Source organism: Aeromonas sp. s10 (genome assembly GCF_040907975.1).
Taxonomy (GTDB): domain Bacteria; phylum Pseudomonadota; class Gammaproteobacteria; order Enterobacterales; family Aeromonadaceae; genus Aeromonas; species Aeromonas caviae.
On sequence record NZ_JBFOCV010000046.1, the window covers coordinates 34326 to 60211 of the forward strand.

Genomic DNA, 25886 nt, shown 5'->3' on the forward strand with positions numbered 1-25886 from the left:
TCAGGACTCCTTCTTTTTCTGGCGCAGCAGGGCGTGCAGGCTCTGGGGGGCGGGTTGGGGGGCCTCGCGGCACTGGGTCCAGGGGCCCAGGTGTTTGGGCATCAAGCCCCGCAGGCGACCGGCCACCCCGGTTGCGGCGTGGTAGAGGCGCGGGTGGGTAGCGGCAAAGGCAAAGCCCTGCATGGCAAGGGTCTCGAGTCGGCTCCTGGCCGCCCCCTGCCCCGCCAGCGGTTCGTGACCGGGCTGTGCGTCGTGCTTGGCCTCCCGGCGCAGGCGCTGCAACAGGTCGGGAATGGGGATGCGCACCGGGCACACCTCGCCGCAGGCACCGCACAGGCTGGAGGCCGTCACCAGATCGCTCGTGCTTTCCAGCCCCAGCAGATGGGGGGAGATGATTTTGCCGATGGGCCCCGGGTAGATGGTGCCGTAGGCGTGGCCGCCGATGCGGGTGTAGACCGGGCAGTGGTTCATGCAGGCGCCGCAGCGGATGCACTGCAGGGTCTTGCGCAGCTCTTCGTCCCGGTAAGCCTGGCTGCGGCCGTTGTCGAGCAGCACCAGGTGCACCTCGTCCGGGCCGTCCAGCTCCCCTGCCCGGCGCGGGCCGCTGATGACGTTGAAGTAAGTCGTGATGGCCTGGCCGGTGGCCGAGCGGGTCAGGGCGCTGTAAAGGGGCGGCACGTCGGATAAGCACTCCACCACCTTCTCGATGCCGGTGATGGCCACGTGGACTTTCGGCACCGTGGTGCACATGCGCCCGTTGCCCTCGTTCTCCACCAGACACAGGCTGCCGGTCTCGGCCACCGCGAAGTTGACCCCCGACAGCCCCATGCCGGCGCGGCGAAACTCTTCGCGCAGGGCCAGCCGCCCGGTCTGGATCAGGGCGTCCACGTCCGTGGTGGGGGTGAAGCCTTCCAGGTTGCTTGCGAAGGTGTCGCTCACCTCCTGCTTGTTCTTGTGGATGGCGGGCATGATGATGTGGGACGGGGTGTCGCCGTCGAGCTGGACGATAAACTCCCCCATGTCGCTCTCAAGGCAGCGGATGCCGTGGCGCGCCATCTCGTGGTTGAACCCCACCTCCTCGCTCACCATGGACTTGCCCTTGACGATGCTGCTCACCCCGTTTTTTTGGGCGATGCGAAGGATGATGGCGTTGGCCTCGGCCGGCGTCTGGGCCCAGTGCACCCGGATGCCGTTGCGCTCGCAGTTGGCTTCGAGCTGCTCCAGCAGGTCCGGCAGACGCGAGAGACAGCGCTGGCGAATTTGCTCCGCCGCATCGCGCACCTCCGCTTCTTCGGCGGGGTCGGCGAAGGCGTCGCGGCGCTTGGCGCGCAGGTAATCCATGGCACCGCGAAAATTCTGGCGCAGCACGGGGTCGACCAGGGCCGCCTCGGCCTGGGGATGGAAGCGGCGCGGCGAATACTTGGCGTGATCAGACATGGGGCTGGGCCTCTTTGGTATGAGCCAAATCGCTAACAGCGGCGCCGTTATGAGCTATTTCGTCACTGTCGGGGCGGCTGTGGGCGAGCAGGAAGCTCGCCAGGTGGGTGGCAGGCAAGATCCTGCCCTGATAGGCCAGGGATCCCTTGATGTTCAAGAGGCACCCCCAGTCGGCGCTCACCAGGGTGTCGGCGCCGGTGGCCAGCAGGTGGCGGGTCTTGTCTTCGACCATGGCCTGGCTGATGTGGGGGTGGCGCACCGAGAAGGTGCCGCCAAAGCCGCAGCACTCGCTCTCGTAGGCCTGTTCATGCAAGGTGACGCCATCGAGCTGCCCCAGCAGGCTGCGGGCCGTGGTGTGTACCTGCATCTCGCGCCGGCCCGAGCAGGAGGTGTGCATGACGATGCTCGCCTCCCCCACCCCGTGCCAGCGCACCCGGCAGATCCGGGCCAGAAACTCGGTGAGCTCGAACACCCGATCGCAAAAATCGGCCACCTCGGGGCTCTCGGGGAAGAGGCGGCGGTAGTGGTGGTGCATCATGCCGCCGCAGGAGCCCGACAGCACCACCACCGGCCAGGGCTCGGGGAAGAGCGCCATCTGGCTTTGCGCCACCTTGCGCGCCTCCTCCTCGTGACCCGAGGTGTAGGCCGGCTGCCCGCAGCAGGTCTGTTTCTCGACAAAGTGCACCCTTATCCCTTCCCGCTCGATCAGGGCGATGGCATCGAGCCCCGCCACCGGGTCGAACAGGTCCACCAGACAGGTGGCGTAGAGATAGACATCGGCCGGCTTGGCCGGGTAGACCCGCATTACCTTCATCACTTGCTCTCCTTACTTGAGCTGCAGCAGTGCGTCAGAAATGTGGAAGCTGTACATGAGCGCCAGCCCGATAAGGCCGGTGACCAGCAGGTAGTAGAGGGTCGGCAGCGCCGTCTTGCGCAGCGTCGCCCCCTCACGACCGAGCAGCCCCACGGTGGCCGACGCCGCCACCACGTTGTGAATGGCGATCATGTTGCCCGCGGCGGCGCCGACTGCCTGCAGGGCCAGCATGGCGGCGGTGGAGACCCCAAGGGTCTGGGCCACTTCAAACTGGAACTGGCTGAACATCATGTTCGATACCGTGTTGGAGCCGGCGATAAAGGCCCCCAGCGCGCCGATGGTGGCGCTGAGCGCCGGGAAGAACTCCCCCACCAGCCCGGCGGCAAAGTTGGCGGTGGTCACCGGCATGCTGGCGAGATCCGCCCCGTTGACGCCGGAGTTGATGAAGATGCGGACCATGGGCACGGTAAAAATCAGCACGAAGCCGGCGCCGATCAGGGTGCGGCTGGACTCCCCCAGCGCCCGCCCGAAGGGGGCGAGGGAGCGCGATTGCAGCCAGGTGGCGAGCAGGGCGCAAAGCACCAGCAGGCCCCCCGGCAGGTAGAGCGGCTCAATGGAGGCGCTGACCCCCTTCTCCCCCAAGAGATCCGTGAAGGCGAGGCTCACCGACAGGAGGCTCGCCTTGAACTCCGGGCTCACCCGGCTCGCCACCAGCAGGAGCGCCAGCGCCACATAGGGGAGCCAGGCCAGCATGAGCGACATGGGGCGACCGGCGGCCTCTTTGAGATCGAGCTTCAAGGAGCCCAGCCACTCGGCGGGCCACTCGTTCTCGGGGGCGAAATCCCAGGAATTCTTGGGCACCAGAAAACCGGCTCGCGCCGCCGTCACCACCAGGGCCAGCCCCACCAGACCGCCGATGAGGGACGGGAACTCGGGGCCGAGCAGCATGCCGGTGAGGGCATAGGGGACGGTGAAAGCGAGCCCGGCGAAAATCGCAAACGGCAGGATGGAGAGCCCCTCGGTCCAGCTGCGGTTGCGGCCAAAGAAGCGGGTCAGCATCATCACCATCAGCACCGGCATCAGGGTGCCGACGGTGGCGTGAATGAGAGCCACGTTGGTGGTCACCTGTTGCAGGTAGATGTCCCAGCTGCTGCCACCGGCGCTCAGGGTCTGGCCGATGGCCTGGTTATCCAGCCCCTTGTTGATGCCCACCAGGATGGGGGTGCCCACCGCGCCGAACGACACCGGGGTGGACTGGATCATCATGCCGAGCAGCACGGCGGCGAGCGCCGGGAAGCCGATGGCCACCAGCAGCGGCGCGGCGATGGCGGCCGGGGTGCCAAAACCCGAGGCCCCTTCGATAAAGGCGCCGAAGCACCAGGCGATGATGATGGCCTGGATGCGCCTGTCCGGCGAGATGTTGGTGAAACCGCCGCGAATGGCGGTGATGGCACCGGTGTGTTTGAGGGTGTTGAGCATCAGGATGGCGCCGAACACGATCCAGAGCACGGTCACCGTGATCACCAGCCCCTGCAGGGTGGAGGCGAAGACCCGGGTCGGGCTCATCTGCCAGCCCCACAGGGCAATGAACACGGTCAACAGGAAGGCGACGGGCATGGCGCGCTTGGCGGGCCAGTTGAGGCCGACCAGCAGCACGGCGGCCACCAGGATCGGCGAGAAGGCCACCAGGGCCAGCAGGGTGTCTGTCATCATTGCGTCCTTGTCCAGAGGGGTGCAGAGGCGCACCTTGTTGTTGTTTTGTTAAGCGGACGTGACCTTACCCTGTTCCTTTTTCGCGATATATGGAAATAATGAACAACATTAATTCCAAAAGCTGATCAATATGGCCAGTACCGACGACCTCATCCTCTTCGCCCAGGTGGTGGAGGCCGGCTCCTTCAGCAAGGTGGCCGAACAAAATTCCCTGACAAATTCAGTGGTTAGCAAGCGGATCGGACGCCTGGAGGAAGAACTCGGGGTGCAGCTCCTCTATCGCACCACCCGCCGGCTCACCCTGAGCGAGGCGGGCAAGGCGCTCTATCAAGGTGCCAAAAATGTGAAGGCCGCCGCACTGGACGCCTTCGACGCGGTGGCGGGATTTGGTGAAAAGGTGAGCGGTCATGTGCGGATGTCGGTGCCCACCATCTCCGGCGAGCTCTTGCTCGCCGATGCGGTAGCCGATTTTTGCCAGCAGCACCCGGGGCTCACGGTGGAGATGTCGCTGGACAACCGCTTCGTCAACCTGGTGGAAGAGGGGTTCGATCTGGTCATTCGCACCGGCTATCTGGATGACTCGAGCCTGATTGCCCGCCACATTCTCGACTCCCAGTGGGTCATCTGCGCCGCCCCCGCCTATGTGCGCCGCTTCGGGGCGCCGCGGGAGCCGTCGGATTTGCTCACCCACAACTGCCTGCGCTACGCCTACCAGAGCACGGGGGCCTCGGAGTGGGCCTTCAAGGGGGAAGAAGGCAACTATCTGGTGTCGGTGTCGGGGAGCTTTTCAACCGACAACGCCGGAGCCCTGCGCAAGGCGGCGCTGGGGGGGCGCGGCATCGTCTATGTGCCGCGCTGTCTGGTCTATCACGACCTGATGCAGGGGGATCTGGTGGACTTGTTTCCCGACCGGGTGGGCAAGAAGCTCGGCATCTACGCCGTCTACCCCTTCACCCGCCAGCCGCCGCGCAAGATAAGGCTGCTCATCGAGCACATCCGCCAGCGCTATCTGGAGATTGGCCACTACTTCATCTGAGGCCCTTGCCGGGCCTCAAAGGGCGGATGACGCCGCCTGACGGGAGAGAAACGCCAGGGACTGGCGGTTGAAGTGATCCGGCTGCTCCACGTTGCAGACGTGGCCGCACTTTTCGATGATTTCGAGGCAACTGTAAGGGTCGCGGGCTACCTGCTCGCGCACCGGGGCGAGGAACATGTGATCCTCCTCCCCCATCACGTAGAGGGTGGGAATGGGCAGGGCCCGCTCGCGAAAGTAGCGCATCAGGGGGTTCACCTCGGTGGCGAGACGGAACCAGCGCTTGAACTCCTTCTGGCACAGCTTTCTGGCCTCGCGCACGAAGAGGTTGCGGGACTCCTGATGGTGCTGGCGCGGCATGATGATGAAGGCGAACAGGCGGTAGAGCCACATGTAGGGCAGGAAGTGCTGGCCGAGGCGACCAAGCTGCACCAGCACCCGGGAGCGGATGTCGAGACGCAGGATGGCGCCGCCGAGCACCATGCTCTTGACCCGCTCGGGGCGAAGCTCCGCCAAATGGCGAATGAGGATGGTGCCAAGGGAGATGCCGACAAAATGGGCGTGGGGGATGCGCAGATGATCCAGCAGGCGCAGGATGTCCTCGGTCACGGCCCGAAAGCTGTAGTGCCCCTTTACCACCTGCTGCAGCTGGTTGGACTGGCCGTGACCGCGAAGGTCCAGCAGCAGCACGTTGAAGTGCTCCCGGTAGGCCCGCAACTGCTTGAACCAGATGGAGGAGCTGCCGCCCGCACCGTGCACGAACACCACCCAATCCCGATCGGGACCCAGTTCAAAGGTCTTGTGGTACAACATCTCATGGGCTCCCGGGGTGATGGGGGGTATACTCGGCGCGCATATTAACAGAAGGCTCACCCCGGTGAACATGCTTCCACCATGATCGGACCAGCCTGGAGTCCCCATGACCCTCGTTCAATTGCGTGAATTTTTGCTCAGCCAGCCCGGCGCCACCGAGGACACCCCCTTCGGCCCGGAGATCCTGGTCTACCGCATCGCCGGCAAGATGTTTGCCCTGGTGGACTGGCAGGCGGAGCCCCTCTCCATCAACCTGAAGTGCGAACCCGAGCTCGCCCTGCTGCTGCGGGAGATCCACCCCGAGGTGAAACCGGGCTGGCACATGAACAAGCAGCACTGGAACACGGTGACACTGAGTGAAGGCCTGTCTGACGATCTCTGGCAGGGCTGGATAGTCCACTCCTATGAGCGGGTGGTGGCGGGCCTGCCCAGGGCGAAGCGGCCCCAGGCCCCCCGCGCGACCATCAGGGAGGGTTGACCCATGCCGCCTCTTTCTTCTTCCCGCATAGTCCCCCTCGAGGAGGCGCACATACCAAGGCTGCTGGATCTGTTCGAGCAGTCGGTACGCCGCCTGGGGCCTGCACACTACAGCCCGGATCAGGTGGAGCAGTGGGCCAGGGGCGCCCATCACCCGGGGCTTGCCAGCCAGTTGCGCGAGCACCATGGCTGGGTCATCGAGCAAGACTATGTGCCCCTTGGCTTTGCCACCCTGAGCGATGACGGTCATCTCAGCCTGCTATACGTGAGCGCGGATCATCCGCGCCAGGGGCTCGGCACCCTGCTGCTGGAGCGGGTGCTGGCAGCCGCCAGCCAGATGGGACTTGGCAGCCTCACCACGGAGGCGAGCGCCTTCAGCCTCGCCCTCTTCCTGCGTCACGGCTTTCTGCTGACCGGATTGGAGACGGTGGAGCGCGGCGGTGTCCAATTTATCCGCCATCGGCTCCACTGCCGCTTGCCATGACGGGTTCAGCCACTAAAATACGCACCATTTCCCCAAGGCAATGAAGAAAGGGCAGCCATCATGGTGGTAGAGAGCGACGGTTACATTGCGCTGATCGAGTATCTGGTAGAGAGTCTGGGTCTGTTCGAAAGCCAGCAACAAGGCGGCGGTGCCCAGACCATCGAGGATCTGGTGAGCAGCCGGGTGGCCGACAACCTGATGGCCATCTGCGAGCAGAACCCCCAGCTCGACCCCAAGGTGCGCTTCCTGATCATGCAGGAGGCCGATGCCGTGGTCGCCGACCTGGAAGAGGTGCTCTCCGCCGTCTGGTTGTCCGCCCCCAGCGAAGCCCAGCAAGCCTTCCTCATCGAGTTCATCGACCTCATCAAGAACCTGTTCGACAGCACCATCAGCTGATCCCATCCCTGCCGTGACGGCAAGGGGACGAGATGCAATGAGGCGAGGAGTGAGGCGGGACGCCCAATGAAAAGGGCCGCCTCATCGGGCAGCCCTGCTTGCTAGCATTGTCAATTCATCGCGCTTGTCAGAGTAATGAATTTCGGGGCAAAAAAATGTGTCTGGTCTTGGCAACCATCCGTGGTCGCTACCCTGTTGGTCAGCCAGGGTTCAGTTTAGTTCCCCACCTGACGCATTTTTTTCAATTATTTTTCATCACAATGACACGGGGGCCTGATGGCCCCCGTGGTATGCAATGACGCCTCAGCGATTCAGGCTGGGAGGCAGGCAGACGCCGATGCCCCCCAGGCCGCAATACCCCTCGGGATTTTTCTCCAGATATTGCTGGTGATAATCCTCGGCATAGTAGAAGGGGGCCAGCGGCAGGATGCGGGTGGTGATGGTGCGCTCGTCACCGCTCGCCGTCATGGCCTGCTGGTAGGCGGCCAGGCTCTGCTGGGCAATCGCCTCCTGGGTGTCGTCCCCGACGAAGATGACGGAGCGATACTGGGTGCCGATGTCGCCACCCTGGCGCATCCCCTGGGCCGGATCATGGTGTTCCCAGAACAGCTTGACGAGATCCCCATAGCTGATGACCTTGGGATCGAACACCACCTGCACTGTCTCGGCGTGGCCGGTCAGGCCGCTGCACACCTCCTTGTAGGTGGGATTGGGGGTCAGCCCCCCCTGATACCCGGCGGCGGTGGAATAGACCCCGGGCTGCTGCCAGAACAGACGCTCCACACCCCAGAAACAGCCCATGCCGAACCAGGCAAGCTCCATCCCCTCGGGCCAGGGCCCCTGGGTCGGGTGGCCGTTTACTGCGTGCACCTGGCCAATCTCCAGCGCTTCCCGCCGTCCCGGCAGCGCCTCTGCCGGTGAAATAATCTGCTCCATATGCCCTGTCCTTGTATAAAACCCCGCGCAATGCGGCTGACGAAAAGGAACACCGAAGATATCAGGTTATTAGCCCGGATCAACCAGGGAGCGGCCCCCTGGGCGACCCTCCCGCCCTCGCCTGCGTCTTCCCCTCCCCGCCCGCACTGGTCAAAATGGCGACAAAAAAACACCAAGTCGATATTTAGTCTTGATTTGTGAATTTATTTTCATATATTGGGCGAATTGCTGCTTTTTTATGGAATGAAACACGTGCGTGAACGCGAACCCAGCCTGGTCCATGCCTTTCGGCAATCCACCCCCTATGTCAATGTGCACCGGGGTGCCACCTTCGTCCTGATGATCGGCGGGGAAGCCATTTGTCACCCCAATTTCGCCAACATCGTCAGCGACATCGCCCTGCTGCAGACCTTGGGGATCCGCCTGGTGCTGGTGTTTGGTTCGCGTCCGCAAAATGACGAGGCCCTGGCCCGCGCCGGCATCCAGGCCCAGTATCACAAGCGGATCCGGGTCACCGACGATGCCAGTTTCGCCATCATCAAGCAGGTGTGCGGCGGTCTGCAATACGACATCACCGCCCAGCTCTCCATGGGCCTCGCCAACACCCCCATGCAGGGGGCCCGCATCAGCGTGGTGAGCGGCAACTTCGTCACCGCCCAGCCGCTGGGTGTGGATGACGGCATCGACTTCTGCCACAGCGGCCGGGTGCGTCGGATCGATGTGGAGGGGATCACCCGCCAGCTGGATCAGCACGGCCTGGTGCTCATCTCCCCCATTGGCTGCTCGGTCACCGGCGAGAGCTTCAACCTGAGCTCGGAAGAGGTAGCCCGCCGGGTGGCGGTGGATCTCAAAGCCGACAAGCTCATCTGCTTCAGCAGCACCCAGGGGGTAATGGACAGGCACGGGGAGGCCATCTCCGAGCTCTTCCCCGAGCAGGCCGAAGAGCTGCTGGTGGCGCTGGAGCAGGCGGGGGAAGAGATGTCAGGCACCGCCCGCTACCTTCGCGCGGCCATCGCCTCCTGCCGGGGTGGCGTGCCCCGCTCCCACCTGGTGAGCTATCAGGACGACGGCGCCATGCTGCAGGAGCTGTTCAGCCGCGAGGGGCTGGGTACCCAGATCGTGCGCGAAAGCGCCGAGCGGGCCCGGGCCGCCACCATTGAGGACATCGGCGGCATCCTGGATCTCATCCGTCCGCTGGAGGAGGAAGGGATCCTGGTGCGCCGCTCCCGGGAGCAGCTGGAGATGGAGATAGACAAGTTCACCATCATCGAGCGGGACGGCCTCATCATCGGATGCGCAGCGCTCTATTGCTTCATGGAAGAAGCCATGGCCGAGATGGCCTGCGTCGCCATCCACCCGGAGTATCGCAACTCCAACCGGGGAGACACCCTGATCGCCAAGGTGGCCGAGCGGGCCAAGCGGCTCGGCATCCGTCGCCTGTTCGTGCTCACCACCCGCTCCATCCACTGGTTCCGGGAGCGGGGCTTCGATCCCCTGGAAGTCGAAGATCTGCCGGTGGAGCGCCAGCGCTTCTACAACTGGCAGCGTCGCTCCAAGGTTTTGTCCAAGACCATTTCGTAACTGATTGATCTTGTGCCTGGTTACCGTCAATTTTGTTCTTTTTTACGAACTCGATTGACAGTGCAATCCAGACCAAGGTATTTGTACATGCACGCCACCTGTCACAGGTGGCACCAGAAGAGGAGCGCTGCCCAGGCAGCCCAGGGGAGGACACCAGTGTCCGGTGAACTTGGGTCAGGGGGAGCAGCGCCGAGACGAGGCGAGTGACTGGACACCGCCACGTCGGCTGCGGGGGCTGAATCCCCCGGGTTGTCATCGGTAGTGGTCATCCCACACCGCGCCCCACTTGGGGCGGGTACGGGATGGGCTCTGCAGGTGGAGTGCTTCTGGCCGGGATCCTCGCGTTTTCCTGCCATTTTTTGCCTCCTCCTCTCTATTTGCCCGATGAAACCGGATTTTCACCTTGAGACAGGAGTATGCAATGAACCCGATCAATGTCGCCAAGTTTGGCGGAACCAGCGTCGCCAATGCCGCGGCCATGAACCACTGCGCCGACGTGGTGCTGGCCAATCCGGCGACCCGGGTGGTGGTGCTGAGCGCCAGCGCCGGCGTCACCAACCTGCTGGTGAGCCTGGCTCAGGGTGAACTGGACGAAGCCGGACAGGATGCCCAGCTTGCCAGGCTTGCCGACATCCAGCTGGCCATTCTGGCCGCCCTTGGCAACCCGAGCGACGTGAGCGCCCTCATCCATGCCCAGCTCGGCGACATTCGCACCATGGCCCGTCAGGCCAGTCAACACACCGACGCCGAACTCGCCGATCGCCTCATCGCCTGCGGCGAGCTGATGTCCACCCGTCTCTTCACCGAACTCCTGCACCAGCGCGGGGTCAAGGCCCAGTGGCAGGATGCGCGCCAACTGCTGCGCACCGACAGCCGCTTTGGCAAGGCCACCGTGGATCTCGCGGCGACCCGCGCCCTCTGCCAGCAGGCGGTGGGCCCGTTGCTGGGTGACAGCCTGGTCATCACCCAGGGCTTCATCGGTGCCGACGGCGATGGTCGCACCACCACCCTCGGCCGTGGCGGCTCCGACTACAGCGCGGCCCTCCTGGCCGAGGCACTGGACGCAGGCAGCATCGAGATCTGGACCGACGTGCCCGGCATCTACACCACGGATCCCCGCCTGGTTACCCGCGCCCGCCCCATCCCCGAAATCAGCTTCGTGGAGGCGGCGGAGATGGCCACCTTCGGCGCCAAGGTGCTGCACCCGGCCACCCTGCAACCCGCGCTGCGCCAGGACATCCCGGTGTTCGTGGGCTCCGCCAAGGACCCCGCCGCCGGTGGCACCTGGATCCGCGCCACCACCCGCAGCAACCCGCTGTTCCGGGCCGTGGCCCTGCGCCGCCAGCAGGTGCTGGTGACCCTGCACAGCCTCAACATGTTCCACGCCTACGGCTTCCTGGCCGAGGTGTTCGGCATCCTGGCCCGTCACCGCATCTCGGTGGATCTCATCACCACCTCCGAGGTGAGCGTCTCCCTGACCCTGGATCACACCGGCAGCCAGAGCAACGGCGAACCCATCCTGAACGACAAGGTGCTGGCGGAGCTCGGCCAGCTGTGCAAGGTGGAAGTGGAGACCGGTTTCGCCCTAGTGGCGCTCATCGGCAACCGCATGAGCGAAGCGGCCGGGGTCGGCAGCCAGGTGTTCGACGCCATCCGCGAGCACAACATCCGGATGATCTGCTACGGCGCCAGCGCCCACAACCTCTGCTTCCTGGTCAAAGAGGACGAGGCGGGCCACATCGTCAATTGCCTGCACCGGGAACTGCTCGACTGAGTCGCCCCGGCGCTGGCACACAACGAGCCTCTTCCGCCCCATCACACTTCCCCACTCAGCAAAGAGGGGCGCCGCGGCGCCCCTCTTGTCACTCTTCTTCCACCATCAGCTGGTGACCAGGGTAGCCCGGGTGGGCAGCAGATTGGCCCGGATCTGCTCGCGCAGCCCTCCCAGCCGTTGCAGCAACCCGGCCTGACCGAGCCCCGCTTCGTCAGGGGCCAGATTGTCCACCAGGGCCGGGAAGTGCTCCCGTACCGCCTGCTCCAGCCAGTCGAGGCGGCGCAGGGTGAGCGGGCCGCAGCTCTTGCCGCTGAGATCATCCAGGATGTCGAGCCGATGGCTGCGGTACATGTCGCGCCACCAGTTGGCCGCCAGCGCCTCGTCGCTTGCCAGCGCCGCACTCCACTCCCCCACCAGTCCCTGCATCCGCGCCAGCACGGGGGCGCTCGCCCCCTCCCGCGACAGGTATTGCAACTCTCCCCTGGCCCAGGCGAGGCAGAGCTCGCGCCAGCGGCGAAACAGCGGCAAGGGATCCGCCTCGTCCAGCCAGAGCCCGGAGAGGGTGCGGGTTTCCAGCCGCTCAGGCACGTGGAAGTCGGGATCGGTGAGGCCGTTGGAGTTGAACTCGTGCAGGGGATCGAAGGGCCACATGTAGCCAAAATCGAACACCGAGATATGCTGGCCGTCATCCAGCAGGTTGCCGGGGCTCGGATCCCAGTCAAACCAGCCCCAGCGGGCCAGCTCCGCCTCCACCGCCAGCATCTGCGCCAGGTTGCGCTCGCAGAGCGTGCGCACCGGCTCCCCCCGCAGCCAGGGGGAGACCAGCACCCCGGCCCGGGCGGAGCCGAAACTGGTGCAGACCACGTTGGAGAGGATGGTGGGGTGCAGCTCCCGCAGGCTCTCTATCTCCCGGCGCCGCTCCAGCTCGGTGAGAAAGGCGGTCTTGCCGTCCACATTGGCCACCAGAGAGTCCTGGCGGCAGCGTTTCAGGCACCAGTGGTGCCCCTCCACCTTGAGATGGAACACCTCGGCGGTGAGCCCGTGACCGTAGACCTTGACGACGTCCGGGTGATCCTCGGTCAGCCGGACGAGCTGGGGCAGCGGCAGGGGGCAGTCCCGCTCCCGCCCGATCCGGATCTCTTCTTTGCTCTCCAGCATCTGGAGCAATCTGGCCTGACGCGCCGCAACTTTGGGATTCATACATGTACCTCCAACCGTTACTGAGAGACTAAACAGCGCCCCCCTCCCAGACCAGCAGCAAAGGCTCATGATGACGCTTTCATCACAGAATGAGTGCCCCTAGCGGATCGGGATCACAAATTGCTTCACTGTGCTCATCACGGAATATTCATCTTGTTGTCATTAAATTGACATCAAGGAACAAGCCACGCACCATCGGGTCAAAATAGAGGCAGTCGTCGCTGCCATGACTGCTCCAAGGATGAGCCCTTATGAATGCCCCCGTCACCGGCCACCGCCCCGCCTCCCAGCCCCTGGCCGGGCTGTTGCTGGGTCTGCTGACCGCCCTGCTGCTGCTGACCCTCGCCCTGCCGCTGCTCAACCCCGTCAGCTGGCTCGGGCGTGCCGCCCCCCTCATTCTGGGCCCGGCGGATCAGCCCATCGCTACCCTCAATCGCTACAGCCTGCTCTACAAAAGTGACAACCGGGGCCTCTATCTGGTGGTGCGCAGCCAATGGCAACTGCTCAAACCCCTGCAGGAGGGGGACAAGGTGCGGGTGGAGCTGCTCAACGACAAAGGGGTTCGCATCGATCAGCTGAGCCAGGCGGTGGACAAGCGCCAGAAGTGCCGCAAGGAGCGCTGCACCCTGAGCCTCAACAGCGCCCTGCGCGCCCCCGACGACGCCCTGGACAGCCGCTACCAGCTGCGCATCGGGCTGCTGCTGGCAGACAGGCCGGAGAGCGCCGAATACAGCCAGATCCTCCAGACCCTGCCGGAGCGCGGTTTCAACCTCCTCTACCTGATGACCAGCCTGCTGCTGGTGCTGCTGGTAAGCGCCGCCGTGCTCAAGGCCCTGCTGCCGCGGCTGCGCCGAAGCTACCGCGCCCGGGTGGCAGGCAGCCTGCTGCTTGGCAACCTCACCTTCGTGCTGCTGCACGGCTTCGTGGTGTTCAAGCTGGGGGAATTCCTGTTCTGGTCGGGCTTTCGGCCAGAGCACTACTACCTCGCCTGGGGCAGCATGGTGCTGGGCTGGAGCCTCTGTGCCCTCGCAGGCTTCAGCCTCTATATGGGGCTGCTCTTCACCGCCCTCTCGGGCATCGGGCTGCTCGCCAACTTCATGAAGATCGCCATCTACGGGGTGCCGCTGGGGGGGGACGATCTGGGCAACCTGCTGGCCCTGCTGCACATCCTGCTCGATCAGCACCCTGTGGTGCCGGTACTCGTCGTGCTGGGGCTCCTTTTTCTGGTGTGGCGCTTCGCCCTCTCCCGCTGGATCCTGCGGGGCTTGCTGCGCACCGCCGCCGCCACCGCCGCCTTCTTTGCCCTCTGCGTGTTCGCCACCCAGACCGGCAACAAGCTGCTTGGGGCCAACATCCGCTACGTGGACAGGGCGGTGAACTACCACAGGGACATCATCCGCGCCGGCCCCGGCCTCTACCTGTTTAATCTGGTGGACGAGATGCTGCAAAGTGGCAACGTGTTTCGCTACCCCTTGCAGATCAACGAGCGCACCCCGGAGCTGAGCCTGCCCGCCCAGCCCAGGGCTCCCCGCTTCGATCTGGTGATCGTGCTGCAATACGAGTCACTCTGGCTTGACTGGCAGGGCCGTCTCTGCGCCCCCGCCCCCACCTTGAGCCTGCCCGCCAGCGTGGCCCAATGGCGCAAGACCATTCACTCCCCCACCACGGGCGGCATGACGGTACTGGCGGAGTTCGAGATGAACACCGGCCTGCCGGTGGGCCTGCTCAAACAGGGGGTGGTGCCCTACTACTACCTCTCGGACAAGGTGCCCGGCCTTGCGCGCAGCGCAGCCCAGAGCGGCTACCAGACCCTGTTCGCCCACCCCTATGTGGAGAAGTTCTGGGGCCGCGCCAAGGCGATCCCGGCCCTCGGATACCAGGAGCGCTGGTTCGATACCCGCTTCACCGCCCTCGAGCACAAGGGGCTCTACATCTCCGACGATGCCCTCATCGATCACCTGCTCAAACGCAGCAACCAGGACGATCAGCCCCTGTTCGCCTACGCGGTCACCATGCAGGGGCACGGCCCCTTCGACGGGGATCGCTACCGGGCCCAGCAGCGCAGCGGCGCCTGCCCGGATCAGAGCCCGGCGGATACCCAGTTGCTCAACACCTACTACACCGGGGTGGTGGATGCCATGGCCTCCCTGGAGCGGCTGCTCAAGACCCTGGACAACTCCGGCAAGCGCTACCTGGTGGTGGCCTTCGGGGATCACCAGCCCTTCCTGATGTCGGCGGGCAAGGGTATCCACGGCACCAAACCGCCACGGGATGCCAGCTACCAGATCCCCATGATGGCCTTCACCCGGGCCGGGGACGGGCTGGATCTCGCCCGCCAGTTCGACCCGGTGCGCCAGCTCTACCAGATGGGGCAGGCCACAAGGCAACTGCTGGCGGGGGACCTCACCCCCATCCGTGACCAACCCCTGCTCCACCCGGTGCTCGGGGAGGAGAAAGGCTTCGACCCCTCCCCCCTGGTGCCGCAGATCCGCGCCAGCTTCCGGCCCGATGCATTGCCCTGATCGATTGAGACACGAGGGACACAGATCCTTGCAACACCTTCCGGGCCGATGCCCTGCCCTGATCCGCAGCGAACTAGCAGGCGACAAAGAGGTCGCCCGGGCGACCTCTATTTATGGGCGGGATGCGAGTACAGTGCCGCCTGCACCTCGCCATGTTGGTCCCGACCTGGGCTCTGCGACCCCTGACAGGTCATTTTTTGTTTAGATATATCAAACGATAACTCATTATCGAATAGCAAAATTGAACAACTTTGCCGACCTTCAGGCCCTGTGCCCCCCATGTTCCCGCACCTTCTCCGGGCCGGGCCATTTTCTCCCTCATTCCCGGCCAGCCCAGAGCCATCGGAGCGTTCGATACGTTCAGGCCTTGAGCCCCACTCACTTGCGCCCACCTTTGCGCGTCACACCCAACAAAAAGCCGACCTAGGGGTCGGCTTGTGACGGGGCGTTTGGCCATGCAGGGCCGGGCACTGGCGGGCTAGATCACCACGGCGGTGCCGCTGATGCTGACCATCAGCATGCTGCCATTCTGGCCCACCACCTCGTAGTCGATGTCGATGCCCACCACGGCGTTGGCCCCCAGCGCCTGGGCACGCTCCTTGAGCTCCTCGAAGGCAATCTCCCGGGCCCGGGCCAGCTCTTTTTCGTAGGCGCCGGAGCGACCGCCGATGATGTCGCGGATGCCGGCGAACAGATCCTTGAAGATGTTGGCGCCGAGAATGGCTTCGCCCACGACGATGCCGCGGTACTCGCGAATGGTCTTGCCTTCCAGGGTGGGGGTGGTTGAGAGGATCATGAGGTCTCCTGTGAGTTGGGCTGGGTGCGCGAAGCACCGTTGCCGTCATGGTAGCAAGGTGTTGGCCAAAGCATAAGCCCGGCGTGGCCAGGGGCTTCAAGCACAGCGCCCGCCAGGTTCATCAAGGAGCCATCCATAGGGCCTGTGTCGTGCCACTTTCCCCGCACAGCGACCTTGGGCACCGGTGCTGGGGAGAGGGCTTCCGGCCACGATGAAAGCGGGACCTTGATGATGCAGACACGACTGCAGTTGCCTAGGCCCTCTGCGTCTTCGCCCTGGACGGCGGCAGGCGCTGTCAGGAGCGACTCGCGTCGGCCATAAAAAAAGGAGAGGCAAGCCTCTCCTTTTTGATGTTCGCAGCGGCAGCCGCCATGCACTCAGTGCAGCTTCATGCTCGGGCGCAGCACCCGGTTGATGCGGCCCACCAGCATGATGAGGCCGGTCTTGATGTAGCCGTGCAGGGCCACCTGGTGCATCCGGTAGAGGGAGATGTAGACGATGCGGGCGATGTAGCCCTCCACCATCATGGAGCCCCGCATCAGGTTGCCCATCAGGCTGCCCACGGTGGAGAAGCGGCTCAAGGAGACCAGGGAGCCGTGATCGTGATAGCGGTAGGGCTTCATCTCGCCGCCGTTCATCTTGGCCAGGATGTTCTTGAACGCCTGGGTCGCCATCTGGTGGGCGGACTGGGCGCGGGGCGGCACGAACTTGCCGTCCGGCTGCGGGCAGGCGGCGCAGTCACCGATGACGAAGATGTTCTCGTCCCGGGTGGTCTGCAGGGTCTCGTGGACCACCAGCTGGTTGATGCGGTTGGTTTCCAGGCCCGCGATCTCCTTCATGAAGTCCGGCGCCTTGATGCCCGCGGCCCACACCATGAGGTCTGCTTCAATCAGCTCCCCATCCTTGGTGTGCAGGCCCTCGGCGGTGGCCTCGGTGATCATGGTGGCGGTGCGCACGTCCACGCCCAGCTTCACCAGCTCCTGATGGGCGGAGCCGCTGATGCGCTCCGGCAGGGCCGGCAGGATGCGGGGGCCCGCTTCCACCAGGGTCACCTTGAGGCTGTCGGTGGTGAGGTTCTTGAAGCCGTAGGCGTAGAGCTGCTCCACCGCGTTGTAGAGCTCGGCGGAGAGCTCGACGCCGGTGGCGCCGCCGCCGACGATGGCGATCTTCACCTTGTCACCGGGCTGGTATTCGGTGGCGAACTGCAGGAAGCGGTTCATCATGCTGTTGTAGAAGCGGTGCGCCTGAGAGGGGCTGTCCAGGAAGATGCAGTGATCCTTGATGCCCTTGGTGTTGAAGTCGTTGGAGACCGAGCCGATGGCCATCACCAGAATGTCGTAAGCCACTTCCCGCTCGTTGACCACCAGGGCGCCGCTCTCGTCGTGGATGGGGGCCAGCACGATGCGTTTCTCGTCGCGCTTGATGTCGGTCAGGCTGCCGAGCTGGAATTCGAAGCCGTGGTTCTTGGCGTGGGACTGGTAGCTCAGGGCATCGATGCCCGCATCCATGGAGCCGGTGGCCACTTCGTGCAGCAGGGGCTTCCACAGGTGGGTGCGATTGCGATCCACCAGGGTGATCCTGGCCTTGTTCTTCTTGCCCAGCTTGCGGCCCAGGCTGGTCGCAAGCTCGAGACCACCGGCGCCACCGCCTACAACGACAATATTCATCATGATGATTTTCCTTGGTTCCTCAAAACGAAAGGGAGCCATTGGCTCCCTAAAACGAAATCGGTTGACGTGATGGCTCAGGCTTCTTTGAAGGCCTTCATCCGTTGCAGATGGTGCGAGATGTTCTTGAACTTATGGGTCTCGCGCTCATCCCATACGATGTCGTAATAGTTCTTCAATTCACGTTCAGTGTCCCGATTATCGCGGATTTCATCCTGAACGGAAAGGATGCACAGGCAGTTTCCTGAATTTTTATTACGAAATTCGGTTACACACTTGGTGCCGATGTCCTCGTACTCTTCCGGCCTGTCGATCTTGCCCTGCATGTTCTCTTCCGGGTGCAGGTTGGGGTTGAAGACCACCTGCTTGATACCGCACAGAAACCCGATCCGCTCGCTCCAGTAGCCACCCAGGCCCACGCCGCAGATGAGGGGTTTGGGATCGGTGCTCATGTCGAGCTGCTTCTTCACTTCCTTGAGCAGGTGGCTCATGTCGTGGCGGGGGTGAACCGTGCTGTAGTGCACGAAACGCACATCATCATCGATAAACTGCAACTGCAGCACTTTTTCATGATTGCCGGGGCTGGTGGCATCAAAGCCATGCAGATAGATGATCATGGACAAGACCTCAAAAACTGTGTCGGTTCTATCGAAACTACCCCAGCGACAGGGCCTTGCGCCACCAAAACATCCCACTTTCTTGCTTTGGATCACGCCCCTTCGGGCAACCAAACCGCGCGTCGGGGCCGCTGTGGCAGCGCCATGCCCCGGCGGGACATGGCGCAAACCGGGTCTGGCGAGGTTACCCGCCGCACTGGGCGAAGCGCGCCACCGCCGCTTCCACCAGGGCCAGGCTCCCCTGCCAGAAGGCGGGTTCGCGAATGTCCTGCCCCAAATGCCGTTCGACCAGTTCTTCGGCGCTCATGCGACCGGTGTCTCGCAGCAGGGCGCGGTAGGCCTCGGCCACCCCCGCCTCCCCTGCGGCCTGGCGGCTCATCAGCTGCTGATAGACCCCGAGGCTGAACAGATAGCCAAAGAGGTAGGGGTAGTTGTAAAAACCGAAGCCCGCGATGGAGAAGTGCGCCTTCGCGGCCCAGAACAGGGGGTGATAGCGGTCGAGGCTCTGCTCGTACCAGCGCCCCCAGGCCTCGTCGGTGAGCCCCTTGAGCCGGGCCGACGACACATAGCCCTGCTCGCGCTCGGCCACCAGGGCCCGCTCGAAGTCGAAGCGGGCCGGGATGTTGACCAGGAAGGTGGCGGCGCCATCAGCATCCGCCCAGGCGATGGCCAGACGCTCCTCGGCGCTTCGGGCCTGCTCGTAGAGGGCGCTGCGCACCAGGGTCTCGGCGAAGATGGAGGCGGTCTCCGCCAGGGTCATGGGGTAGCTGCGCTGGCTCATGGGCAAGTCGCGGATGAGCCAGTTGTGCCAGGCGTGACCGAGCTCGTGGGCCAGCGTGATGACGTTGTCCATGGTGCCCGCATAGGTGATGAAGACCCGCGGCTCCACCGGCTCGGCAAACTTGGTGCAATAGGCCCCGGTGCGCCGGTTGGGGGTGGGGGCGGCATCAATCCAGCCGCGCTCGGCCATCATGCGGGCAAAGTCCCCCATCTCGGGGTCAAAGCGCGCGAAGGCCTGGGCGATGATGTCGACCGCCTCCTCGAAGGGGATCTCCCGGCGGCTGGCGGCAGGGGGCGGCGCAAAGAGATCCTCCGGCCCCAGCACCTCGAGGCCGAGGTGACCGGCCATCAGCCCCAGGGCCCGCTGGCCCAGATGACGGGCCTGCCAGGTCTCCGCCATCAGGGTATCCAGGGTCGCCCGCTCGATGTGGCTCTGGTGGCAGGAGAGATCCAGGGCATCGAGGCGCCGGTGTTTGCCGCGCTGGCGCGAGAGCTCCAGGCGCCAGCCGTTGAGGGCGTTGAGGATGGCCGCCACCGTCTCCTGCTCCCCTTCCCAGCCGGCGCTGATGGCATCGAAGGCCTCTTTGCGCAGGGCACGATCCGGGCTGGAGAGCAGGTTGCTCGCCTCTGCCAGCCCCATCTCGCGACCCGCGATCACCAGCCTTATCTTGCCCACCAGATCGTTGTAGAGGTTGCCCCAGGCGTGCAGGCCGTCGGTGCCAAGGCCGATGACCAGCTGCTCCGCCTCCACCGGCAGCCGCTGATCCTGCAGGCGACGCTCGTGGCGCAGCCGGTACCCCTCCTCCCCGAGCAGGGGGTCGGCCATCAGCTGCTCAAACTCGGACGCAGGCAGCCCCAGCATCAGATCTTCGATGGGGGCAAGCGTCTTGAACAGATCCGCATTGAGGGCACGGGCCCGGGAGGCAACCTGCTTGGCGAGGGGATCCCGGGCGTCCTGGCTCCCCTTGCAGGCCGCCAGCACGGCGATGTTCCAGCCGATGTCGCGAATGCGGCGGACCCGCAGGCGTACCTCCCTGAGGAAGTCCTGCAAGGCGCCTGGGGTGCGAGGCACCTGGGCCAGTCCCTCGATAAAACCGCTCAGCTCGGCCAGGCTGGCGCGGGCCAGGCTCATGTCCGCCTCGAGGACACAGCTGTCGAGGGAGGGGTAGATGTGATCATTTTGCCACTGCTGTGGATAGACTCGTTGTTGCATCGAACGCTCATCGTCAGGGACGGGCCTGGCCCGTCGTGAAATCCAGGTGGCCAGAGCCACCACCTTCGCGGGCAGGCATCACACCAGCCGCTCGAGGCGCACCACCGCCTCTTCCACATAGCGCAGGCTCTCCTGCCAGAACCCGGGTTCGCGGATGTCGACCCCCAGGTGCTTCTCCACCAGCGCCTCGGCGCTCATGCGGCCGGTATCTCGCAGCAGGGCGCGATAGGCGGGCACAAACTCGCCCCCGGCCCGCGCATGCTGGGCATAGAGCCCCAGGCTGAAGAGATAGCCAAACAGATAGGGGTAGTTGTAGAACCCGGACTCGGCGATGGAGAAGTGACCCTTGCTGGCCCAGAACAGCTCGTCATACTGGCTGAGGGCGTCACCATAGCACTGCTGCTGCGCCGATTTCATCATCTCCCGCATCTGGCTCGCCCCCACATAACCCGCCTCCCGCGCCGTCACCAGGGCGCGCTCGAAGGCAAAGCGGGCGGGGATGTCGAGGAGCAGGCTCGCGGCCCGCTCCCCGTCCAGCCAGGCGATGGCCCGGCGCTGCTCCACCTTGTCGGTGGCGGCCAGCAGGGCATCGCGCACCAGGATCTCGGCAAAGAGGGAGGCGGTCTCCGCCAGCGTCTTGGGGTAGCCCCGCTGTTCGAAGGGAAGATCCCGCAGCAACCAGCTGTGCCAGGCGTGGCCGAGCTCATGGGCCAGGGTGATGACGTTGTCCATGGTCCCCTCGAAGGTGAGGAAGACCCTTGGCTCGGGCGGATCGGCATACTCGGTGCAATAGGCGCCGCTTCGCCTGTGCTCGCTCGGGGCCGCATCAATCCACCCCTTGTCGGCCATCATGCGGACAAACGCCCCCATCTCGGGATCGAAGGCGGCAAAGGCCTCCATCACCAGATTCAGCGCCTGCTCGAAGCCGAACTTGCCGTGTACGGTCTGGGGCGCCGGGGCAAAGAGATCCCAGGGGGCGAAGTCGGTGATCTGCTGGGCACAGGCCATGGCACGCAAGGCGCGGCGCCCGAGCTCCCTGTGCTCCCCGGCCGCCGCCATCAGGGTCTCCAGGGTCGCGCCCGTGATGTGTTCCTGATGGCAGGTGACCTCGAGGGCATCCAGCCTGCGCCCCTTGCCGCGCTGGCGGCCGAGCTCGTTGCGCCAGCCGTTGATGGCGTTGAGAATGGCGGCCACCGTCTCCTGCTCCGCCTCCCAGGCGCCCTGGATGGCGTGCCAGGCACTGGCGCGCCGCGCCCTGTCCGGGTGGGCGAGCAGGTTGTCCGCCTGGGCAAGCCCCATGGGCACCCCCTCCACCACCGGCAGCAGCCGCCCCACCAGGTTGTCGTAGAGATCCCCCCACCCCTGCAGACCGTCCACCGCCAACCCCTCGATGAGCTGCTCGCTCTCGAGCGAAAGCCACTGATCCTGCTGCGCCCTGTCGTGATGGATCTGGTAGGCCAGCTCGAAGAGCTCGGGGTCTTGCAGCAGGGTGCGCACCAGTGACTCGGGGGCGCGAACCCAGAACAGGTCCACCGGCTTGCTGCGCTGGGCCAGGGTCGCCTCCAGCTGCTGGCCCCGGGAGAGCAGTACCCGGGCCTCCTCGTCGCGCCCGTTCTGGCTCAGCCGGTTGTAACCATAGACCTGGCTGTTCCAGGCCAGGGTCTTCACCCCGTTGGCCTCGCGGCGGATGGCCCGCAGCAGGTGGCGCAGGGCATTGGCATCCGCAACGGGATGGGCGGGAACCGGCAGGTCCGCCAGGAGGGCGTCAAGTCGGGTAAGGGCGCGGGCAGCCTCCTGGAAGGCGGCCTCGATGGCAGGATCGTCGGGGGCGGCATAGATGTGATCATCTCGCCAAACGGGTGGTTTCATGGTTGTCCTTGTCTGTTTGCGTCCATATCGGGTCACCCCGCCTCTGCGGGCGGGTGAAACCGGATAGTACGAAGGGGGCCAGGCACTTGCCTAGCCCCCATTCGAGGCAACCAGCAGAAGAGCGGCCCCGGGTGCGACGGCCCCTGTCGGCCCTCCCCCGACAAGCGATCTATTTGGCGGGCTGAAGCTTGCTCACCAGGGTCATGGCCACCACCAGCACCAGCCCTGCCACCACGCCGGCCAGGGCGCTCAGCAGGGTGGGCGTCACCACGGCCAGTACCCCGCCGACCCCGGGCAGGGCGGCCACCGTGTCCGCCGTCCCTTCGATGAGATGATGGAGGAAGGGCCAGCCATGGACCAGAATGCCGCCGCCGACCATGAACATGGCGATGGTGCCCACCAGGGCAAGCAGGTGCATCAGACGGGGCGCCGTCACCAGCAGCCCCTGCCCCACCGTCCGGCGCACAGCGCCGCCATCGGGCTTTTGCAGCAGGTGCAGACCGATGTCGTCGAGCTTGACGATGAGCCCCACCAGGCCATAGACCCCGACGGTCATCAGCAGGGCGATGCCCGCCACCACGGCGATCTGCAGGCCCAGGCTCGACCCCTGCACGGTGCCGAGGGCGATGACGATGATCTCCGCCGAGAGGATGAAATCGGTGCGAATGGCCCCCTTCACCTTCTGGCGCTCATAGGCCGCCAGATCCTCGGGCACCGGCGCCGCCTGATGCGCCTCTTCCTCGTGGGGCAGGAACTTGTGGACCAGCTTCTCCGCCCCCTCGAAACAGAGGTAGGCCCCCCCCAGCATCAGGAGCGGGGTGATGAGCCAGGGGATGAGGGCGCTGATGGCGATGGCGGCAGGCACCAGGATGAGCTTGTTGCGAAACGACCCCTTGGCCACCGCCCACACCACCGGCAGCTCACGCTCGGCCCGCACCCCGGAGACCTGCTCTGCATTGAGGGCGAGATCGTCCCCCAGCACCCCGGCCGTCTTCTTCGCCGCCACCTTGGTCATCAGGGCGACATCATCGAGCACGCTGGCAATATCATCGAGCAGGGTCAACAAACTGGCTCCGGCCATATCTGGCATTCCTTCTATTGAGTGGGACACATCCGGGCTGCCCCGGTCAGGGTGATGAGGGGTCAGGGGATCACGGGCCCATCCGGGGATCACCCTTTGGGGCAAAAGATGGCACAGTGTAACGGGAAGCCGCCACGGCGGCAGCCCCCCATGGCAGATCCCCTGCTCCGTTTTCACTTCACGGCCACCGGCCCAAGGAGTTCCCATGCAACCCTGGCAACCTCTGCTCGATTTCTGGTTTGGCGATGACGCAGACGACGCCCCCCGTGCCGCCCGTCAGGCCCCCCTCTGGTGGGGCAAGAGCAGCGAGACCGATGCCCTGCTGGCCTCACGCTTCGGCGAACTGGCGGCCCGTGCCGCAGCGGGCGAGCTCGCCCGTTGGGAGGACGATCCCGCAGGGCGCCTGGCCCTCATCCTGCTGCTGGACCAGCTGCCGCGAAACCTTCACCGCCACACCCCCGCCGCCTTCGCCCAGGACTACAAGGCCAGGGCGCTGTGCCTCAAGGGGCTCACCCTCGGGGCCGACAAGGGGCTCTCGCCGCTGGCCCGGGTCTTCTTCTATCTGCCCCTCGAGCACGCGGAGTCCAGAGAGCAGCAGGCCAGAAGCGTCGCCCTGTTCGAGGCCCTGGCCGACGAGCAGGCCACAGGCCCGGCCCGGGACACCTTCGAAGGCTTTGCCGACTTTGCTCGCCGCCACCAGGTGATCGTCGAGCGCTTTGGCCGCTTCCCCCACCGCAACGCCATCCTGGGCAGGGCGAGCACGGAGGAAGAGGCCGCCTTCCTGCAACAGCCCGGTTCGGGGTTCTGACATAAAAAAATCCCCGCCATGGGCATGGCGGGGAGAGAACAACCGATCCGCACCTCACTGGATGCGATAGCGGGAGATCTGCTGGTGGATATTCTCCGTGGTCACGTTCAGCTCCTCTGCGGCGGCGGACGTCTCCTCCGCCGTGCTGCTGGTCTGCTGCACCACCTGGGCTATCTGCTCGACCTGGAGGGCGATGGATTCCGCCGCCGAGGTCTGCTCGCGGATGGCCAGGGTGATCTCGCCGACCTGATCCATGACGCGATGGGAGGCCTGGCGGATCTGGGTGATGATGGCCCCGCTTTCCGTCGCCATGGCCACCCCTTGCGCCACCTTCTCCTCCACCAGGACCATTCTGGCCACCGTGGCCTCGGACCCTTGCTGGATAGCCTCCACCGTCCTTGAGATCTCCTGGGTCGACTGGGCCGTCCGCTCCGCCAGCTTGCGCACCTCGTCGGCGACCACCGCAAAGCCGCGTCCCTGCTCACCGGCCCGCGCCGCCTCGATGGCGGCGTTGAGCGCCAGCAGGTTGGTCTGCCCCGCCACATCGTTGATGACGTTCACCACCCCACCGATGCGGGAGATCCCCTCCCCCAGCGCCGTCACATCGCGGGAGGCCTGACGAATGGCGTCGGCGATGTCGTTGATGGCGAGCACAGTGCGCTCTATGGTGGCCCCGCCGTCACTGGCGAGCTTGCCGGATTCATTGGTGATGCGACTGGTCTCCTGGGTGCGCTGGGAGATGTCCGTGATGCTCACGCTCATCTCCTCCACCCCGGCGGCGATAAGGCTGGTGGCGTCATTGGCCTGACTCGCCGACTCCGCCATGTGCTGGGCCGCCTGGGAGAGGGACTCTGCCGTGCTCTTGATCTGCAGGCTGCCCACCGAAAACTCGGTGAAGGTCTGCTGCAAGGTGTCCAGCAGGCGGTTGACCGCCGTCAGCGTCTGGCCGATCTCGTCCTGCTGGCTCACATTGGCCCGCAGGGTGAAGTTCAGGTCGCGCTGGATCTCGGACAGGGTCGCCATGGCCAGACGGAGGGGATTGGCGACCTGCCTGAACAGCCAGAGAAAGAGCACCAACGTGAGGGCACCCGTGCCCACCGAGATGAACAACAGGGCCTGCATGCTGCTATCGGCATTCTGCTCGCCTCGCAGCTTGACGGCGTCACCTTGCTGGATGTTGAAGTGGACGTGCTTGTCGATGGCCTGGGAAAGCTGCTCAAACAAGGGGGCAAGCTCCTTGTCGATCGCCTCTCTGGCCTCCACATTCTTGTTCTCGCGGGACAGGCGCAGGACGTCTTCGGAGGCTTTGTCGTACTGGGCAACCAGGCGCCGATCATCGGCGACGAGCTGCCTGTCCTCCTCATTGGAGATCATCCCGCTTTCATACTGGCTCAGCAGGGCGTCCATCTTGGTGTGAAGGGATGCAATGCTCTGCTCTATCTGACTCATCTTGCCGTCGTCGGTGTTGAGCACGTGCGCCTGGATAAATGAATGCAGGGCGTAGAAGTCTGTCTGTATCTCCTTGATCGTGGAAATGCTGGGGACTGTGTTGTCTGTTACATAGCTGAGATCCGCATTGGCGGAGGAGAGTCTGCTGATGCTGAACCAGCTGAGACACCCCAGGGCCAGCATGACCAGCAGGGCAATGAGTTGAAGCCGACGAGCGATATTCATGAGTGCTTACTCCATCCATAGACTCCCTGCCAGTGTAGCCGAAGCGGGCCCCGAAAATAGCGCCTAAAACATGCATTTCATTACACTTTTCAACTTCTGCTCGGCCGCATCACACCCGCCGCCCCAGCCCGGCCTTCGGGACCGCCGCGCCCCCTCTGGCAGAATGGAAAAAGGAAGGCATTCGCCTTCCTTTTTTGCCCG

21 protein-coding genes and 1 riboswitch are annotated in these 25886 nt (G+C 64.7%); of the genes, 8 read left to right on the top strand and 13 right to left on the bottom strand.

What is annotated here, in order from left to right; all coding sequences use genetic code 11:
* Genes AB5Y59_RS17325 through AB5Y59_RS17335 form a run of 3 tightly spaced genes read right to left on the bottom strand, consistent with a single transcriptional unit; the run spans position 1 to position 3961 of the window.
* Positions 1 to 1437 carry a LutB/LldF family L-lactate oxidation iron-sulfur protein gene (locus tag AB5Y59_RS17325; protein ID WP_368212434.1) on the bottom strand — a complete coding sequence of 479 codons (1437 nt, stop codon included), beginning with the start codon at positions 1435 to 1437 and terminating at the stop codon, positions 1 to 3.
* Positions 1430 to 2251: a (Fe-S)-binding protein gene (locus AB5Y59_RS17330; RefSeq protein WP_288212853.1), complete on the bottom strand. Its 822-nt coding sequence runs from the start codon at positions 2249 to 2251 to the stop codon at positions 1430 to 1432. The genes AB5Y59_RS17325 and AB5Y59_RS17330 overlap by 8 nt, the downstream gene beginning before the upstream one ends.
* A 12-nt stretch (positions 2252 to 2263) precedes the next feature.
* A complete protein-coding gene (locus tag AB5Y59_RS17335) occupies positions 2264 to 3961 on the bottom strand; it encodes an L-lactate permease (protein WP_041215398.1) in 1698 nt (565 codons plus the stop codon).
* A 133-nt stretch (positions 3962 to 4094) separates the two neighbouring features.
* Here AB5Y59_RS17335 and AB5Y59_RS17340 point away from each other — a divergent pair, with 133 nt between their 5' ends.
* Positions 4095 to 5000 carry a LysR family transcriptional regulator gene (locus tag AB5Y59_RS17340; protein WP_041212862.1) on the top strand — a complete coding sequence of 302 codons (906 nt, stop codon included), beginning with the start codon at positions 4095 to 4097 and terminating at the stop codon, positions 4998 to 5000.
* Positions 5001 to 5015: 15 nt separating this feature from the next.
* On the opposite strand, the gene AB5Y59_RS17345 is transcribed toward AB5Y59_RS17340, so the two are convergent.
* Positions 5016 to 5810: an alpha/beta fold hydrolase gene (locus AB5Y59_RS17345; RefSeq protein WP_104452773.1), complete on the bottom strand. Its 795-nt coding sequence runs from the start codon at positions 5808 to 5810 to the stop codon at positions 5016 to 5018.
* A 106-nt stretch (positions 5811 to 5916) separates the two neighbouring features.
* Here AB5Y59_RS17345 and AB5Y59_RS17350 point away from each other — a divergent pair, with 106 nt between their 5' ends.
* From AB5Y59_RS17350 to AB5Y59_RS17360, 3 genes are read left to right on the top strand one after another with little or no spacing between them, the layout of a single operon-like run.
* On the top strand, positions 5917 to 6288 hold the full coding sequence (locus AB5Y59_RS17350) for an MmcQ/YjbR family DNA-binding protein (protein ID WP_039038958.1): 372 nt from the start codon (positions 5917 to 5919) through the stop codon (positions 6286 to 6288).
* Positions 6289 to 6291: 3 nt separating this feature from the next.
* On the top strand, positions 6292 to 6771 hold the full coding sequence (locus AB5Y59_RS17355; protein WP_368212435.1) for a GNAT family N-acetyltransferase: 480 nt from the start codon (positions 6292 to 6294) through the stop codon (positions 6769 to 6771).
* 60 nt (positions 6772 to 6831) lie between these two features.
* Positions 6832 to 7167, top strand: a complete 336-nt coding sequence (locus tag AB5Y59_RS17360) for a DUF3802 family protein (protein ID WP_010674366.1) — start codon at positions 6832 to 6834, stop codon at positions 7165 to 7167.
* Between the two features lie 303 nt (positions 7168 to 7470).
* On the opposite strand, the gene msrA is transcribed toward AB5Y59_RS17360, so the two are convergent.
* Positions 7471 to 8103 carry a peptide-methionine (S)-S-oxide reductase MsrA gene (msrA, locus tag AB5Y59_RS17365; RefSeq protein WP_368212436.1) on the bottom strand — a complete coding sequence of 211 codons (633 nt, stop codon included), beginning with the start codon at positions 8101 to 8103 and terminating at the stop codon, positions 7471 to 7473.
* A gap of 252 nt (positions 8104 to 8355) precedes the next feature.
* Between msrA and argA the strand changes: the two genes are divergently transcribed.
* Entirely contained in the window at positions 8356 to 9684 is a 1329-nt protein-coding gene (gene argA, locus AB5Y59_RS17370) for an amino-acid N-acetyltransferase (protein WP_041215931.1), read from the top strand.
* Between the two features lie 109 nt (positions 9685 to 9793).
* Positions 9794 to 10018, top strand: a riboswitch (Lysine riboswitch).
* An 87-nt stretch (positions 10019 to 10105) separates the two neighbouring features.
* A complete protein-coding gene (lysC, locus tag AB5Y59_RS17375) occupies positions 10106 to 11458 on the top strand; it encodes a lysine-sensitive aspartokinase 3 (protein ID WP_010674363.1) in 1353 nt (450 codons plus the stop codon).
* 105 nt (positions 11459 to 11563) lie between these two features.
* Here lysC and AB5Y59_RS17380 read toward each other — a convergent pair whose 3' ends face one another.
* Entirely contained in the window at positions 11564 to 12658 is a 1095-nt protein-coding gene (locus AB5Y59_RS17380) for a hypothetical protein (protein ID WP_010674362.1), read from the bottom strand.
* A 251-nt stretch (positions 12659 to 12909) separates the two neighbouring features.
* Between AB5Y59_RS17380 and AB5Y59_RS17385 the strand changes: the two genes are divergently transcribed.
* Entirely contained in the window at positions 12910 to 15180 is a 2271-nt protein-coding gene (locus tag AB5Y59_RS17385; RefSeq protein ID WP_368212437.1) for an LTA synthase family protein, read from the top strand.
* A 478-nt stretch (positions 15181 to 15658) separates the two neighbouring features.
* On the opposite strand, the gene AB5Y59_RS17390 is transcribed toward AB5Y59_RS17385, so the two are convergent.
* The 6 genes from AB5Y59_RS17390 to AB5Y59_RS17415 form a co-directional block, all read right to left on the bottom strand.
* A complete protein-coding gene (locus tag AB5Y59_RS17390) occupies positions 15659 to 15976 on the bottom strand; it encodes a heavy metal-binding domain-containing protein (RefSeq protein WP_010674360.1) in 318 nt (105 codons plus the stop codon).
* A 377-nt stretch (positions 15977 to 16353) separates the two neighbouring features.
* Positions 16354 to 17646, bottom strand: coding sequence for an NAD(P)/FAD-dependent oxidoreductase (locus AB5Y59_RS17395; RefSeq protein WP_041212859.1), 1293 nt, complete (start codon positions 17644 to 17646; stop codon positions 16354 to 16356).
* 74 nt (positions 17647 to 17720) lie between these two features.
* Complete coding sequence (gene ycfP, locus AB5Y59_RS17400) at positions 17721 to 18260, bottom strand: alpha/beta hydrolase YcfP (protein WP_005331594.1); 540 nt, start codon at positions 18258 to 18260, stop codon at positions 17721 to 17723.
* Between the two features lie 184 nt (positions 18261 to 18444).
* Positions 18445 to 20253, bottom strand: coding sequence for a M3 family oligoendopeptidase (locus AB5Y59_RS17405; RefSeq protein ID WP_342040785.1), 1809 nt, complete (start codon positions 20251 to 20253; stop codon positions 18445 to 18447).
* Positions 20254 to 20331: 78 nt separating this feature from the next.
* Positions 20332 to 22122, bottom strand: coding sequence for a M3 family oligoendopeptidase (locus AB5Y59_RS17410; protein ID WP_342040786.1), 1791 nt, complete (start codon positions 22120 to 22122; stop codon positions 20332 to 20334).
* Positions 22123 to 22291: 169 nt separating this feature from the next.
* Positions 22292 to 23203: a DUF808 domain-containing protein gene (locus AB5Y59_RS17415; protein WP_139737706.1), complete on the bottom strand. Its 912-nt coding sequence runs from the start codon at positions 23201 to 23203 to the stop codon at positions 22292 to 22294.
* Between the two features lie 205 nt (positions 23204 to 23408).
* On the opposite strand from AB5Y59_RS17415, the gene AB5Y59_RS17420 reads away from it, so the two are divergent.
* Complete coding sequence (locus tag AB5Y59_RS17420; protein ID WP_368212438.1) at positions 23409 to 24011, top strand: DUF924 family protein; 603 nt, start codon at positions 23409 to 23411, stop codon at positions 24009 to 24011.
* 54 nt (positions 24012 to 24065) lie between these two features.
* On the opposite strand, the gene AB5Y59_RS17425 is transcribed toward AB5Y59_RS17420, so the two are convergent.
* Positions 24066 to 25685: a methyl-accepting chemotaxis protein gene (locus AB5Y59_RS17425; protein ID WP_263308551.1), complete on the bottom strand. Its 1620-nt coding sequence runs from the start codon at positions 25683 to 25685 to the stop codon at positions 24066 to 24068.
* Positions 25686 to 25886 lie beyond the last annotated feature (201 nt).

Coding starts and splice junctions, on each gene's coding strand:
- AB5Y59_RS17325 (WP_368212434.1), bottom strand. CDS start 1,437: ATGTCTGATCACGCCAAGTATTCGCCGCGCCGCTTCCATCCCCAGGCC.
- AB5Y59_RS17330 (WP_288212853.1), bottom strand. CDS start 2,251: ATGAAGGTAATGCGGGTCTACCCGGCCAAGCCGGCCGATGTCTATCTC.
- AB5Y59_RS17335 (WP_041215398.1), bottom strand. CDS start 3,961: ATGACAGACACCCTGCTGGCCCTGGTGGCCTTCTCGCCGATCCTGGTG.
- AB5Y59_RS17340 (WP_041212862.1), top strand. CDS start 4,095: ATGGCCAGTACCGACGACCTCATCCTCTTCGCCCAGGTGGTGGAGGCC.
- AB5Y59_RS17345 (WP_104452773.1), bottom strand. CDS start 5,810: ATGTTGTACCACAAGACCTTTGAACTGGGTCCCGATCGGGATTGGGTG.
- AB5Y59_RS17350 (WP_039038958.1), top strand. CDS start 5,917: ATGACCCTCGTTCAATTGCGTGAATTTTTGCTCAGCCAGCCCGGCGCC.
- AB5Y59_RS17355 (WP_368212435.1), top strand. CDS start 6,292: ATGCCGCCTCTTTCTTCTTCCCGCATAGTCCCCCTCGAGGAGGCGCAC.
- AB5Y59_RS17360 (WP_010674366.1), top strand. CDS start 6,832: ATGGTGGTAGAGAGCGACGGTTACATTGCGCTGATCGAGTATCTGGTA.
- msrA (WP_368212436.1), bottom strand. CDS start 8,103: ATGGAGCAGATTATTTCACCGGCAGAGGCGCTGCCGGGACGGCGGGAA.
- lysC (WP_010674363.1), top strand. CDS start 10,106: ATGAACCCGATCAATGTCGCCAAGTTTGGCGGAACCAGCGTCGCCAAT.
- AB5Y59_RS17380 (WP_010674362.1), bottom strand. CDS start 12,658: ATGAATCCCAAAGTTGCGGCGCGTCAGGCCAGATTGCTCCAGATGCTG.
- AB5Y59_RS17385 (WP_368212437.1), top strand. CDS start 12,910: ATGAATGCCCCCGTCACCGGCCACCGCCCCGCCTCCCAGCCCCTGGCC.
- AB5Y59_RS17390 (WP_010674360.1), bottom strand. CDS start 15,976: ATGATCCTCTCAACCACCCCCACCCTGGAAGGCAAGACCATTCGCGAG.
- AB5Y59_RS17395 (WP_041212859.1), bottom strand. CDS start 17,646: ATGATGAATATTGTCGTTGTAGGCGGTGGCGCCGGTGGTCTCGAGCTT.
- ycfP (WP_005331594.1), bottom strand. CDS start 18,260: ATGATCATCTATCTGCATGGCTTTGATGCCACCAGCCCCGGCAATCAT.
- AB5Y59_RS17405 (WP_342040785.1), bottom strand. CDS start 20,253: ATGCAACAACGAGTCTATCCACAGCAGTGGCAAAATGATCACATCTAC.
- AB5Y59_RS17410 (WP_342040786.1), bottom strand. CDS start 22,122: ATGAAACCACCCGTTTGGCGAGATGATCACATCTATGCCGCCCCCGAC.
- AB5Y59_RS17415 (WP_139737706.1), bottom strand. CDS start 23,203: ATGGCCGGAGCCAGTTTGTTGACCCTGCTCGATGATATTGCCAGCGTG.
- AB5Y59_RS17420 (WP_368212438.1), top strand. CDS start 23,409: ATGCAACCCTGGCAACCTCTGCTCGATTTCTGGTTTGGCGATGACGCA.
- AB5Y59_RS17425 (WP_263308551.1), bottom strand. CDS start 25,685: ATGAATATCGCTCGTCGGCTTCAACTCATTGCCCTGCTGGTCATGCTG.